Origin of the sequence: Flavobacterium sp. C4GT6, from assembly GCF_036347315.1 — a bacterium.
In the GTDB taxonomy this organism is placed as follows: Bacteria; Bacteroidota; Bacteroidia; order Flavobacteriales; family Flavobacteriaceae; genus Flavobacterium.
The window spans coordinates 97,022-109,721 of record NZ_JAZGZU010000002.1 but is presented as its reverse complement, the minus strand read 5'-3'; the positions used below and the strand labels follow the sequence as shown (position 1 = coordinate 109,721).

The following is a 12,700-nucleotide window of genomic DNA, read 5'->3' as shown; positions in this document are numbered from 1 at the left end:
TTAGATTACACTTCGAAATCTCTGGCAACTATAAACTTAGTTTTTACTGGTAGCTTTTGAGCAGCAAGACGTAAAGCCTCTTTTGCTACTGATAAAGGCACACCGCCAACTTCAAACATTATTCTTCCCGGTTTAACAACAGCAGCCCAGTATTCAACTGCACCTTTACCTTTACCCATACGTACCTCTAGAGGTTTCTTTGTGATAGGCTTATCCGGGAAAATTTTAATCCACAACTGACCTTCTCTTTTCATATAACGGGTTGCAGCGATACGAGCAGCCTCTATTTGACGAGAAGTAATAAAAGATGAATCTAAAGATTTTATACCAAACATTCCGTTAGAAAGTTCGTGACCTCTTTGAGACACGCCTTTCATCTTACCCTTTTGTACCTTACGGTATTTAGTTCTTTTAGGCTGTAACATTTTTCTTTAGTTTAAATAATTACTTTCTTTTGCGTTGACCAGATTTACCCTGTGGTTTTCCTGACCCTGAAGATTTGGATTGTTTTTTATCCATACCTACTAACGGAGAAAGGTCTCTCTTACCGTAAACCTCGCCTTTCATGATCCACACTTTGATTCCCATTCTACCATAAGTAGTATGAGCTTCAGTTAGCGCATAATCAATGTCAGCTCTGAAAGTTGATAGAGGAATTCTTCCTTCTTTGAACATTTCTGAACGTGCCATCTCAGCACCGTTTAGACGACCAGAGATCATAACTTTGATACCCTCTGCATTCATACGCATAGCAGCCGCAATTGCCATTTTGATAGCCCTTCTGTAAGAGATACGGCCTTCAATCTGACGCGCAATGCTAGAACCTACAAGGTGAGCATCAAGTTCAGGTCTTTTAATTTCAAAGATGTTGATTTGAACCTCTTTGTCAGTAATTTTCTTAAGCTCTTCTTTTAGCCTGTCTACCTCCTGACCACCTTTACCGATAATGATACCTGGACGGGCAGTAGTGATAGTAACGGTTACAAGCTTTAAAGTTCTCTCGATGATTACTTTAGACACACTTGCTTTAGCTAAACGGGCATGGATATACTTTCTGATTTTGTGATCTTCGGCAAGTTTGTCACCGTAGTCATTTCCACCATACCAGTTAGAATCCCAACCCCTGATGATACCAAGGCGATTTCCTATTGGATTTGTCTTTTGTCCCATACTGCTTATTAATTGCTTTGTGTGTTATTATTAGCTCCTAACACGATTGTAACGTGGTTAGAACGTTTTCTTATTCTGTGAGCACGACCCTGAGGAGCCGGTCTTAGCCTTTTAAGCATCATACCACCGTCAACTCTGATCTCTTTTACAAATAGTCCTGCATCCTCTAAACTTGCGTCAGCATTTTTTTGCTGCCAGTTGTTTATTGCAGAAAGCAATAATTTTTCAAGTTTACGAGAAGCTTCTTTACTATTGAATTTTAATATATTAAGAGCAAGCTCTACTTTCTGACCTCTTACTAGATCTGCCACTATGCGCATTTTTCTAGGTGAAGTAGGGCAGTTATTTAACTTAGCAAATGCAACTTGCTTCTTAGCTTCTTTTGTCTGCTCTGCTCTTTCTCTTTTACGAACTCCCATAGCTTCTTATTATTTTTTACCTTTATTTTTTGCACCAGCGTGACCTCTAAACGATCTTGTTGGTGAAAATTCTCCTAATTTATGACCTACCATATTCTCTGTTACATAAACCGGAACGAATTGACGCCCGTTGTGTACTGCGATAGTCTGCCCAACAAAATCCGGAGTAATCATAGAAGCTCTAGACCAAGTCTTAACAACTCCTTTGTTACCTTTTTCGATATTTTCCTGAACTTTCTTTTCTAATTTATAGTGAACGAAAGGTCCTTTCTTTAATGAACGTGCCATATCTTACTTAATTATTTCTTTCTACGTTCTACGATATACTTATTACTCGGGTTAACTTTAGAACGAGTTCTGTAACCTTTAGCCGGTAAACCTTTTCTTGAACGTGGGTGACCTCCTGAAGAACGTCCTTCACCACCACCCATTGGGTGATCAACCGGGTTCATCGCTACTGGTCTAGTTCTCGGTCTTCTACCTAACCATCTAGATCTACCTGCTTTACCAGATACAACTAATTGGTGATCAGAGTTAGAAACAGCTCCAATTGTAGCCGAACAAGTTAAAAGGATTAACCTTGTTTCACCTGAAGGCATTTTGATTGTAGCATATTTACCATCTCTAGCCATTAACTGAGCAAAAGTACCGGCACTTCGAGCAATAACTGCTCCCTGACCAGGACGTAGCTCGATACAAGATATAACAGTTCCAAGAGGAATTTTGCTTAAAGGTAAAGCATTACCGATTTCAGGAGCAGCATTCTCTCCTGAAACCACGGTTTGACCTACTTGTAAACCATTTTGAGCTATGATGTATGTTTTAGCACCATCAGCATAAGCTAATAGTGAAATAAAAGCTGAACGGTTTGGATCGTATTCGATTGTTTTAACTGTAGCAGGAATCCCAGCTTTAGCTCTTTTAAAATCGATAACACGATACTTTTGTTTGTGACCACCGCCTGTGTAACGCATGGTCATTTTTCCTTGACTATTTCTACCTCCTGAGTTTTTTTTCGGTGCGAGTAATGAACGCTCCGGCTTATCAGTTGTAATAGTGTCAAAGCTATTTACAACTCTAAAACGCTGACCCGGGGTAATAGGTTTTAATTTTCTAACTGACATTTTCTATTAGATATTATTATAAAAATCTATTGTTTCACCTTCCTGTACTTGAACAACCGCTTTTTTGTAAGCCGCTGTCTTTCCGCTAATTAAACCACTCTTAGTGTATTTAACTGTTCTATCAGCCCTGTAATTCATTGTGTTAACATTAACAACAGTAACTCCATACGCAGCCTCAACTGCATTTTTGATCTGGATTTTGTTTGCTTTTTTATTAACAACAAAACCAAAACGGTTGAAAAGTTCACCGTCTTTGGTTATTTTTTCGGTAATGATAGGTTTTATTATGATACTCATTGCCCTATTATTTACTTAAATTTTCCTGAATTCCTTCTAACGAACCTTCTAAAAGAACTAAATTATTCGCATTTAAAATTGCGTAAGTGTTTAATTCTGAGGTAGTTACAACATTAGACGCCTTTAAATTGCGTGACGACAAATATACATTTTTATTTGTATCACCCAACACAAATAGAGATTTTTTATTCTCTAACCCTAAAGCTTTCAAAACGTTAATGAAATTTTTAGTATTTGGAGTTTCGAATGTGAAGTCTTCAACTACTGTTAAATTTGACTCGTTTGCTTTGATTGTTAGAGCAGATTTTCTCGCTAAACGTTTAAGGTTTTTGTTCAGTTTGAAAGAGTAACTTCTTGGTCTTGGGCCGAAAATTGTACCTCCTCCTTTGAACACCGGACTCTTAATACTACCAGCACGTGCAGTACCTGTTCCTTTTTGCTTTTTAATCTTACGGGTACTTCCTGTAACTTCAGCTCTTTCTTTAGCTTTGTGAGTTCCTTGTCTTTGGTTAGCAAGGTACTGCTTTACATCAAGGTATACCGCGTGATTATTAGGCTCAATTGCGAATACAGAATCAGAAAGAGTAACCGTTCTGCCTGTTTCTTTTCCGTTGATATCTAATACTTTTACTTCCATTACTTTTGAATGATTACGTAAGAGTTTTTGTGTCCAGGAACACATCCTTTAACAACTAGTAGGTTTTTATCAGCTACTACTTTTAAAACTCTAAGGTTTTGAACTGTTACATTTTCTCCTCCTGTTCTACCTGCCATGCGCATTCCTTTGAATACTCTTGAAGGGTAAGATGACGCACCTACAGAACCTGGCGCTCTAAGACGGTTGTGCTGACCGTGAGTAGCTTGTCCAACACCACCAAAACCGTGACGTTTAACAACACCCTGGAAGCCTTTACCTTTAGACACACCCTGTACATCTACGAACTCGCCTTCATTAAACAAATCTACAGTTAGAACATCACCTAAGTTATGCTCTTCTTCAAAATACTTGAATTCAACGACTCTTTTCTTCGCATCAGTTCCAGCTTTCTTAAAGTGACCTTGAGCCGCTTTTGTTGTGTGCTTTTCTGACTTGTCATCGAAACCAAGTTGTAACGCTTTATACCCGTCAACCTCATTGGTTCTGACTTGGGTAACAACGCATGGTCCAGCTTCGATTACTGTACACGGAATGTTTTTTCCGTTTTCATCGAAAATACTGGTCATGCCGATTTTTCTACCAATTAACCCAGACATATTAAAAATTAATTATAATTACGTATTTAAATTTTTTCTCTTATATAAGAATAAGTATCAGGCTAAAGGATAATCCAAAAGCCTGACACTTGCTTTCTTAGTTTATTTTATCACACTTTGATCTCTACTTCAACACCACTAGGAAGCTCTAATTTCATAAGAGCATCGATAGTTTTAGAAGAAGAACTGTAAATATCAAGAAGTCTTTTGTAAGAGCTTAGCTCAAACTGCTCTCTTGATTTTTTGTTTACGTGTGGAGAACGTAGCACAGTGAATATTTTTTTGTGAGTTGGTAACGGAATAGGACCAGTAACAACTGCACCTGTACTCTTTACAGTTTTAACGATCTTCTCTGCAGACTTATCTACAAGGCTGTGATCGTATGATTTTAATTTTATTCTGATTTTCTGACTCATTTTCTTTTTAATTAAGCGTTTCCTTTAGCTTTTTTAATTACTTCCTCTGCGATGTTAGAAGGTGTTTCAGCATAGTTAGAGAACTCCATTGTAGAAGTTGCACGACCAGATGAAAGCGTTCTTAGAGTAGTTACATAACCAAACATTTCTGATAGAGGCACGCTAGCTTTAACTACTTTAGAACCTGCTCTGTCGTCCATGTTGTTAATTTGACCACGACGACGGTTAAGGTCACCTACGATATCACCCATGTTCTCTTCAGGAGTAAGTACTTCAAGCTTCATGATTGGCTCAAGAATTACAGCTCCAGCAGCTTTCGCAGCTTCTTTGTAACCCATTTTAGCTGCTAATTCAAATGATAATGCATCCGAATCCACAGGGTGGAATGAACCATCAGTAAGAGTAACTTTCATACTATCCATTTCATAACCTGCAAGAGGACCTTGTTTCATAGCTTCTTTGAAACCTTTCTCAACAGCAGGGATAAATTCTTTAGGAACGTTACCACCTTTCACCTCGTTAACAAACTGAAGACCTACTACGTTCTCGTCTGCCGGCTCTAGTTTGAACACGATATCAGCAAACTTACCGCGACCACCAGACTGTTTCTTATAAACCTCTCTGTGGTTAGCAGAACGTGTAATAGCCTCTTTGTACTCAACTTGCGGCTCACCTTGATTAACCTCTACTTTAAACTCTCTCTTAAGACGGTCTACAAGGATATCTAAGTGAAGCTCACCCATACCAGAGATGATAGTTTGTCCTGAAGCGTGATCAGTTCTCACTGTAAACGTTGGATCTTCTTCGGCAAGTTTTGCTAAAGCCATACCCATTTTATCTACGTCAGCCTTAGTTTTAGGCTCAATAGCGATACCGATTACCGGATCAGGGAAGTTCATACTCTCAAGTACGATTGGGTGTTTCTCATCACAAAGGGTATCTCCGGTTTTGATATCTTTAAAACCTACAGCAGCACCAATGTCACCAGCCTCGATAAATTCGATAGCATTTTGCTTGTTAGCGTGCATCTGGTAGATACGGGAAATACGCTCTTTATTACCTGAACGAGTGTTAAACACGTAAGAACCTGCATCAAGACGACCTGAGTAAGCTCTAAAGAATGCTAAACGACCAACATAAGGATCAGTAGCAATTTTAAATGCTAACGCAGAGAACGGCTCGCTTACAGATGGCTTACGAGAAATAGGCTCCTCTGTATCAGGGTTAGTTCCGTCAATCGCCTCTTTATCAAGAGGAGAAGGAAGGAATTTACAAACAGAATCCAGCATGAACTGAACTCCTTTATTTTTGAATGAAGAACCACAAAGCATTGGAATAATAGCCATATCAATAGTAGCTTTTCTTAATGCCTCATTTACTTCTTCTTCTGTAATTGAGTTTTCGTCTTCCATGTATTTCTCAAGAAGATTCTCATCATAAGCAGCAACCTCTTCGATAAGTTGAGATCTGTACTGATGAACTTCTTCTTTCATATCTTCAGGAATAGGAACGATATCAAATGTTGCACCTTGTGTATCATCATGCCATACAATAGCCTGATTTTTGATAAGATCTACAACACCTTTAAAGTCTGCCTCATCACCAATTGGTAAAACGATTGGCACAGCGTTAGACTTAAGCATATCTTTAACCTGCTGACAAACTGCAAGGAAGTTAGAACCCTGACGGTCCATTTTGTTTACGAATCCCATACGAGGAACTCTGTAGTTATCTGCAAGTCTCCAGTTAGTTTCAGACTGTGGCTCAACACCATCTACTGCACTAAAAAGGAACACAAGTCCATCAAGAACCCTTAATGAACGGTTTACCTCTACTGTAAAGTCAACGTGACCCGGAGTATCGATAATATTAAAGTGGTATGGATTAGACTCTGGAAGCGGCTTACCCTGCTCTGTAGGGAAGTTCCATGTACAAGTCGTAGCAGCAGAAGTAATAGTAATACCTCTCTCCTGCTCCTGCGCCATCCAGTCCATGGTAGCAGCTCCATCGTGCACCTCACCAATTTTGTGTGATTTACCCGTGTAAAAAAGGATACGCTCAGTTGTTGTCGTTTTACCGGCATCAATGTGAGCAGCAATACCTATATTTCTTGTATATTTTAAATCTCTTGCCATTTTTTATAATGTTTCTTTATGAATTAAAATCTGAAGTGAGAGAATGCTTTATTAGCCTCTGCCATCTTATGAGTATCCATTCTCTTTTTAACAGCAGCACCTTCTTCCTTAGCAGCAGCTAAGATTTCTGAAGCTAGCCTTTGAGCCATAGATTTCTCATTTCTTTTTCTTGCATAAAGGATCAGCCATTTCATAGCCATAGAGATTTTTCTATCTGGTCTGATCTGCATTGGGATCTGGAAAGTAGCACCACCCACTCTTCGGCTTCTCACCTCAACGTGTGGCATTACATTGTTAATAGCATCTTTCCAAGTTTCTAATGCTGATTTCTCTTCGTCCTGTTTCTTTTGATCTACGATTTCGATAGCATCATAGAATACTTTAAAAGCAGTTGATTTTTTACCGTCCCACATTAAGTTGTTTACAAAACGTGTTACTAACTGATCATTAAACTTTGGATCTGGTAAAAGAGGTCTTTTTTTGGCCTGTCTTTTTCTCATGTCTTTACTTTAAAAGTTTTTTAAAATTACTTTTTGTCTTTAGGGCGTTTTGCACCATACTTAGACCTTCTTTGAAGTCTACCGTTAACACCGGCAGTATCCAAAGCACCACGTACAATATGGTATCTAACTCCTGGTAAATCTTTAACCCTTCCACCCCTAACTAATACTATCGAGTGCTCCTGTAGATTGTGCCCCTCACCTGGGATGTAAGCATTCACCTCGTTACCGTTTGTTAAACGAACCCTTGCAACTTTACGCATTGCAGAATTCGGTTTCTTAGGTGTAGTAGTGTAAACACGTGTACAAACCCCTCTTCTTTGAGGACAAGAATCTAAAGCAGCCGATTTACTCTTCTTAGTTATCTGGGCTCTCCCTGTTCTTACTAATTGCTGAATTGTTGGCATAATTAATATTAAAAATTTCTTATGTTTTAAAAACCCGCTTTTTTCGGGGATGCAAATGTATAAATTAAAAATTACAAAACAAATCTTAATCCATTAATTTTCAAACGAATTGTATTCAAAATTGCCCCAATATATTTTTTGCACTTTTTTTGCGTTACTTTTACCGTATCAAGACTCAAAAATTGAAATACCTTTTATCCATATACACTCTTTTGTTTTTTTCTTTTTGGGCAAACGCTCAAAATTACTATTTGAAAGCCGAAGGTAAATCCGATACCGAAACGAAAATTATCGATTCGGTTGGTTACAATAAATCACACCCCAATGCAAAATCAGTTAGTGACGAGGCAAAAAAACTAACCGCCACCTTACAAAGAAAAGGATACCTTGAAGCACACATTCAGGATTATATAAAAACAAACGATACCACTTTTGTATACAGTTTTAGTACCGGAATCAAAACCAACACCTTATATATATACACCGGAAAAATATCGGGAGAAGAAAAAGAGCTTCTCAACATTACTCAAGACACCATCACAATAACAGTGGAAGAAGCCGAAAGTTTTATGACATCTAACACCAAACTACTGGAACAGAAAGGTTACTCCATAAGCTCGGTACAATTATCAGACTACAACAAAGCAAACAATTCCCTCTATGCTTCCCTACTGCTAAAAACAGAAAAGAAGAGAACCATAAACGGACTAACTATAGAAGGATACAAAAACTTCCCCGAAGGGATAAGACGAAATATACTGCGACAGTATAAAGGAAAAACTTTTAACCAAAACAACCTAGAGCGCATTTACAAAGACTTCAACTCATTGCGTTTTGTAACCCAACCCCGCTACCCTGAAATCCTATTTAAAGAAGACAGCACTAATATATATGTGTACCTTGAAAAAGGAAAACCAAACACCTTTGACGGCTTTATAGGCTTTACCAACGACGATAGCGATAACATTATTTTTAACGGATATGTAGACATCCTGCTTAATAACGTATTAAACTCAGGCGAGAAATTTAACCTGTACTGGAAAAGCGACGGACAAAAACAAACCACCTTTAACGCAGCACTGGAGCTACCTTATATATTTAAGAGTCCGCTTGGAATAAAAGCCAGTCTTAAAATTTTTAAACAGGACAGCACTTTCCAAAACACAGTAACCGATCTTAACCTTGGTTATTACTTTAGTTACAACTCAAAACTGTTTTTAGGTTACCAGCAAACTGAATCGGTAGATATTCAAAATTTAAACAGCACCACCCTTAGCGACTACTCCAATCATTTTTGGACCACCACTTATGAGTATGCTAATTACAACACCAACGACTTTTTATTCCCCGAAAAAACCAGCCTTGAAGTTAAAGGCGGACTGGGACAACGGGACTCAAAAGCAGGAAGCAGCGACCAGTACTTTATTCAACTGGAAGCATCACACAACTTATACCTAAACGACAGGAATATAATCAACCTCAAAAACCAAACGTTTTATTTAGAAAGCGACAATTATATAGTAAGTGAACTGTATCGTTTTGGAGGTATTAATTCCTTTAGAGGATTTAATGAAAACAGCCTACAGGCAAACCTCTACACTGCACTTATGGCAGAATACCGCTATGTGCTCGCCCCAAACATGTACATACACTCTATTACTGATTATGGATATATTCAGGATGAAACATCAAACATAAAAGATAACCTACTTGGATTAGGATTTGGTTTTGGACTTTTAACCAAAACCGGACTCTTTAATATAATATATGCCAACGGAAGTACAAAAGACCAAACCATAAAATTATCTAACTCTATTGTACACCTAAGCTTTAGAACTACTTTTTAAAACAAAAAAAGCCGCTTGATTAAGCAGCTTTTCTTTACACATATAATAGTAAGTTAGTCTACAATTACCTTAACAGTATACACCTTATTAGAATGTATTTTTAAAATATACACTCCGCTTGGTAAGCTTTGATTGATTAACGAATAATTATAATCGTTTATATTTTTGGACGAATAGAACAGATTACCTGTCATATCAAACATATCAATTTTATCAATTGGATATTTTGATTTGACATAGGTTTTCTCACCTTTCTTAACCGGATTAGGATAAACCATCACTACTGTTTCACTACTGTATTCAGAAACACCCATACTATCATCCTCAACCTCAAAAGAGATTCTGTTAGACACTTCGTTATATGAATCATTAGTAAACATTACTATAAAGTAATCTCCCGGCTCGGCAGGCATATTCTCATCAGGTATAACCTTAGTACCTTCCGGCTGTCCGTCAAAATAAGTATAACTTACAAGCTCATCAACATTTGGATCACCCCCCTCATGATAAATACCTAACCAGTCTTTAATTATACCCGGCGCATCGGTCCATGTAGCAATAATATTCTCATTTAGATTATAAACCGTTTTATTTATCATAAGCTGAGTGATTTGCTCACCCACCTGGAAAAACACCTTATTACCTATACTGTAATAACCATCCTGTAAATAATACTCTGCATAATAATACCCATCAGCCAGTCCTTCAAAAGTAAAACTACCTTCAGCCGAGGTTACATATTGCCATTGCGTAGAGTTTACATCTCCCGGTATATGCCCCACTTTATAAACACCTATCCAGTCGTTTTGCAACTGCGGTGCATTTTCAAAAGAAACAGTTACCGCATCACCTGAATTGTACACCTCTGCATCTGTACTCAATTCAACAAACGGCCCAACATAAAACACCTGTCTGTCGGCCACTTCAGTATAACTGTCATTTTCAAAAATGGCAGCATAATATCTTCCATAGTCAGCAAAGCCATCAAAAACTATGTTACCGCTATTTTGCCCGTTAAGGTAAGCCCAGTCTTCCGACGGACTACCACTACCCGGCTCCTGCTCTAATTTATACACCCCAATCCAATCAGTATTATTACCCGGAGCATCTGAATAAGAAACCGTAACCGGAGTATTAGGCGTATAAGCGATAGTATCGGTTTGGATAAGTGTATTAGCAAACTCACTATTTACAACATTAAATGATTTAACCTCACTCCATTCACTCCAGTTCAGATTACTATCCCTGTGACGTAGTTTAACAAAATACTGTCCGTTTGGAATTTCGTTTTCAGCTATAGTAAGCTTAGTAATATCTACCCCTTCATTAATATTAGCAGTTGTATCTACCTGCGTACCTACAGGACCGAAAAGATTTTCGAAATCTCTGTACACATCTTTCTCCACAATATCAAACTCAGGTGTTTTACCTATTAAAAACTGCGTAGAGTTTAAAGGCTCGTCTGAAGCTGTAGTATACTCACTACTTTCAATTATAAGCGGAAGTTCAACATCTCCTCCGTCAAAATCATTCTCAATTACTGGTGTATCCGGAGACTCTAAACCTAAGTAACGGTGAAACTCATCCATAAGTTCGTTATCTTTCCATGTATACACACTACCTATAGAGTAAGCCTCCACACTAAAAGTACCATTGTTCACATCGATATCAATTATCTGATAAATCCAGTTTGATATAGTTTTCTGAACATCTTCAAAATCCTCCTCAACAGCCATACCCCAATATTGATCCCAAGCCACACCACCTGATATGATTTGATAGGTTGGCGTATTTTTCAACTGCCCTCTGTGATACAGATGATGGTGTGCACCTATATGTAATATATGTTTTGGCGATGTTACCAAAACCGGCATAACAGTATTACGAACCCAGGTAGATATATCACCCACATATTGCTCTGCCTGATATGGCCTGTGACCTAATGATATAATCCAGTCTACCGTGTCGTCATTATTTGCCGCCTCAAGAACCTGAGTAACCCAGTTAAGCTGTTGCAGACCGGTATGTTCTGTATCTAAAGCTATAAAAAGAGTATTGCCTACCTGGTTAGCATAATAATTTTCGGTACCCGACGTGATTCCCTGATATGACATCTCATCCAGTATGTAATGATCATAGTAAGCCTGCATACCCAGTGTACCATAAGTTTCATGATTACCCACAAGCGTCTGTATAGGTAAATAACCCGATAATGCTTTATTCTTTTTAAAGTGTACATTTTCGTAATGATCCAGTGTACCAACATCCACCTGATCCCCTACCATAACAGTAAGAGCGATATTATCTGCCGGATCTGCATCAATACCCCATTTATCAGCTATCTTTCTTTTTGCCGCCGATACTAATGAGTCAAAGCGAGGAACATTTCTCATTTGATTGTCTCCCAATACAAGGAAGCGAAGGTGTCCGTCTGCCGTAGCAGCCTCTCCCGGCATAGGAAGCGTTTTAAAAGAGTAAACCTCAGAAACTGCTTGTCCGGTTTTAACCCTATAGTAGTATTTTGTGTTTGAAGAAAGCCCTTCAATCTTAACAGTATGATAATAATAGTTATCCTGATAACCCGTATCAGTAAAAACCTGATTTGTTCCGTTAACTGTATTAGTCAGATTATTTTCCGCTGTTCCATACTCAACTACCGACTCTGGATTTGAATCTGTTTTCCAGTTAACATAAATTGAGTTTGTGGTTGGTGCCTGCAAATAAGGATTTAAGGTTTGCGCATAACTTCCCAAACTTAAAGCACAGAAAAAAATCATTAAGTAAATTCTGTTCATTGTTTATGATTTAAAGTTTTATGATGAATGATGCGCAAAATTATTCTTACTTATCATGATAGCGATTACAAGAAGTTTAAGTATGAGTTAACAAAACTTCACTCCATGAACCTGAAAAACAATAAAAACAAAAAAGCTACCTGTCTCCACAGATAGCTCCTTTAAACTAAACTAAAACTACTTAATCTACTATTACTTTTTTGTCCGCATCAAAAGTAGACTGTTACAATCGTTTTTAAATTACATCATCTTTAAATTAGAGTTAAAGAAATGCGAAGAGTATTTTGTTAAAAAAATATAAAAATTTAACTTTTTATAACACTTTTAACAGTATTA

At 37.8% G+C, this 12,700-nt stretch carries 14 protein-coding genes; 1 reads left to right on the top strand and 13 read right to left on the bottom strand.

The window, feature by feature from the left end; genetic code table 11:
• Window positions 1–5: 5 nt before the first annotated feature.
• The 12 genes from rplP to rpsL all read right to left on the bottom strand — a co-directional run bounded on the left by rplP (window position 6) and on the right by rpsL (window position 7,722).
• The gene (gene rplP, locus V3Z67_RS02700) at window positions 6–425 is read right to left on the bottom strand and encodes a 50S ribosomal protein L16 (protein ID WP_035129789.1); all 420 of its coding nucleotides are present in this window, start codon (window positions 423–425) and stop codon (window positions 6–8) included.
• A gap of 19 nt (window positions 426–444) precedes the next feature.
• Window positions 445–1,170: a 30S ribosomal protein S3 gene (gene rpsC / locus V3Z67_RS02695; protein ID WP_035129787.1), complete on the bottom strand. Its 726-nt coding sequence runs from the start codon at window positions 1,168–1,170 to the stop codon at window positions 445–447.
• 8 nt (window positions 1,171–1,178) lie between these two features.
• The gene (gene rplV / locus V3Z67_RS02690) at window positions 1,179–1,589 is read right to left on the bottom strand and encodes a 50S ribosomal protein L22 (protein ID WP_035129784.1); all 411 of its coding nucleotides are present in this window, start codon (window positions 1,587–1,589) and stop codon (window positions 1,179–1,181) included.
• 9 nt (window positions 1,590–1,598) lie between these two features.
• Window positions 1,599–1,877 (bottom strand): 30S ribosomal protein S19, encoded by a 279-nt coding sequence (gene rpsS, locus V3Z67_RS02685; RefSeq protein WP_020213638.1) that lies wholly within the window; start codon window positions 1,875–1,877, stop codon window positions 1,599–1,601.
• 11 nt (window positions 1,878–1,888) lie between these two features.
• On the bottom strand, window positions 1,889–2,713 hold the full coding sequence (gene rplB / locus V3Z67_RS02680; RefSeq protein WP_035129779.1) for a 50S ribosomal protein L2: 825 nt from the start codon (window positions 2,711–2,713) through the stop codon (window positions 1,889–1,891).
• 6 nt (window positions 2,714–2,719) lie between these two features.
• Complete coding sequence (rplW, locus tag V3Z67_RS02675; RefSeq protein ID WP_035129776.1) at window positions 2,720–3,010, bottom strand: 50S ribosomal protein L23; 291 nt, start codon at window positions 3,008–3,010, stop codon at window positions 2,720–2,722.
• A 7-nt stretch (window positions 3,011–3,017) separates the two neighbouring features.
• The gene (gene rplD / locus V3Z67_RS02670; RefSeq protein ID WP_330441862.1) at window positions 3,018–3,647 is read right to left on the bottom strand and encodes a 50S ribosomal protein L4; all 630 of its coding nucleotides are present in this window, start codon (window positions 3,645–3,647) and stop codon (window positions 3,018–3,020) included.
• Window positions 3,647–4,264: a 50S ribosomal protein L3 gene (gene rplC / locus V3Z67_RS02665; protein ID WP_035129769.1), complete on the bottom strand. Its 618-nt coding sequence runs from the start codon at window positions 4,262–4,264 to the stop codon at window positions 3,647–3,649. The genes rplD and rplC overlap by 1 nt, the downstream gene beginning before the upstream one ends.
• A 110-nt stretch (window positions 4,265–4,374) precedes the next feature.
• The gene (gene rpsJ / locus V3Z67_RS02660) at window positions 4,375–4,680 is read right to left on the bottom strand and encodes a 30S ribosomal protein S10 (protein WP_035129767.1); all 306 of its coding nucleotides are present in this window, start codon (window positions 4,678–4,680) and stop codon (window positions 4,375–4,377) included.
• 11 nt (window positions 4,681–4,691) lie between these two features.
• On the bottom strand, window positions 4,692–6,815 hold the full coding sequence (fusA, locus tag V3Z67_RS02655) for an elongation factor G (RefSeq protein WP_157482817.1): 2,124 nt from the start codon (window positions 6,813–6,815) through the stop codon (window positions 4,692–4,694).
• 23 nt (window positions 6,816–6,838) lie between these two features.
• Window positions 6,839–7,315: a 30S ribosomal protein S7 gene (gene rpsG, locus V3Z67_RS02650; protein ID WP_035129762.1), complete on the bottom strand. Its 477-nt coding sequence runs from the start codon at window positions 7,313–7,315 to the stop codon at window positions 6,839–6,841.
• Window positions 7,316–7,341: 26 nt separating this feature from the next.
• The gene (gene rpsL / locus V3Z67_RS02645) at window positions 7,342–7,722 is read right to left on the bottom strand and encodes a 30S ribosomal protein S12 (protein ID WP_035129761.1); all 381 of its coding nucleotides are present in this window, start codon (window positions 7,720–7,722) and stop codon (window positions 7,342–7,344) included.
• Window positions 7,723–7,904: 182 nt separating this feature from the next.
• On the opposite strand from rpsL, the gene V3Z67_RS02640 reads away from it, so the two are divergent.
• Window positions 7,905–9,569 carry a hypothetical protein gene (locus tag V3Z67_RS02640; RefSeq protein WP_330441861.1) on the top strand — a complete coding sequence of 555 codons (1,665 nt, stop codon included), beginning with the start codon at window positions 7,905–7,907 and terminating at the stop codon, window positions 9,567–9,569.
• A gap of 53 nt (window positions 9,570–9,622) precedes the next feature.
• Here the strand turns inward: V3Z67_RS02640 and V3Z67_RS02635 are convergent, their stop codons facing one another.
• Window positions 9,623–12,364, bottom strand: coding sequence for a fibronectin type III domain-containing protein (locus V3Z67_RS02635; RefSeq protein WP_330441860.1), 2,742 nt, complete (start codon window positions 12,362–12,364; stop codon window positions 9,623–9,625).
• Window positions 12,365–12,700: the final 336 nt, after the last annotated feature.

Bases quoted from the DNA above. Each gene is read 5' to 3' on its own strand.
- rplP (WP_035129789.1), bottom strand. From the start codon at position 425: ATGTTACAGCCTAAAAGAACTAAATACCGTAAGGTACAAAAGGGTAAG.
- rpsC (WP_035129787.1), bottom strand. From the start codon at position 1,170: ATGGGACAAAAGACAAATCCAATAGGAAATCGCCTTGGTATCATCAGG.
- rplV (WP_035129784.1), bottom strand. From the start codon at position 1,589: ATGGGAGTTCGTAAAAGAGAAAGAGCAGAGCAGACAAAAGAAGCTAAG.
- rpsS (WP_020213638.1), bottom strand. From the start codon at position 1,877: ATGGCACGTTCATTAAAGAAAGGACCTTTCGTTCACTATAAATTAGAA.
- rplB (WP_035129779.1), bottom strand. From the start codon at position 2,713: ATGTCAGTTAGAAAATTAAAACCTATTACCCCGGGTCAGCGTTTTAGA.
- rplW (WP_035129776.1), bottom strand. From the start codon at position 3,010: ATGAGTATCATAATAAAACCTATCATTACCGAAAAAATAACCAAAGAC.
- rplD (WP_330441862.1), bottom strand. From the start codon at position 3,647: ATGGAAGTAAAAGTATTAGATATCAACGGAAAAGAAACAGGCAGAACG.
- rplC (WP_035129769.1), bottom strand. From the start codon at position 4,264: ATGTCTGGGTTAATTGGTAGAAAAATCGGCATGACCAGTATTTTCGAT.
- rpsJ (WP_035129767.1), bottom strand. From the start codon at position 4,680: ATGAGTCAGAAAATCAGAATAAAATTAAAATCATACGATCACAGCCTT.
- fusA (WP_157482817.1), bottom strand. From the start codon at position 6,815: ATGGCAAGAGATTTAAAATATACAAGAAATATAGGTATTGCTGCTCAC.
- rpsG (WP_035129762.1), bottom strand. From the start codon at position 7,315: ATGAGAAAAAGACAGGCCAAAAAAAGACCTCTTTTACCAGATCCAAAG.
- rpsL (WP_035129761.1), bottom strand. From the start codon at position 7,722: ATGCCAACAATTCAGCAATTAGTAAGAACAGGGAGAGCCCAGATAACT.
- V3Z67_RS02635 (WP_330441860.1), bottom strand. From the start codon at position 12,364: ATGAACAGAATTTACTTAATGATTTTTTTCTGTGCTTTAAGTTTGGGA.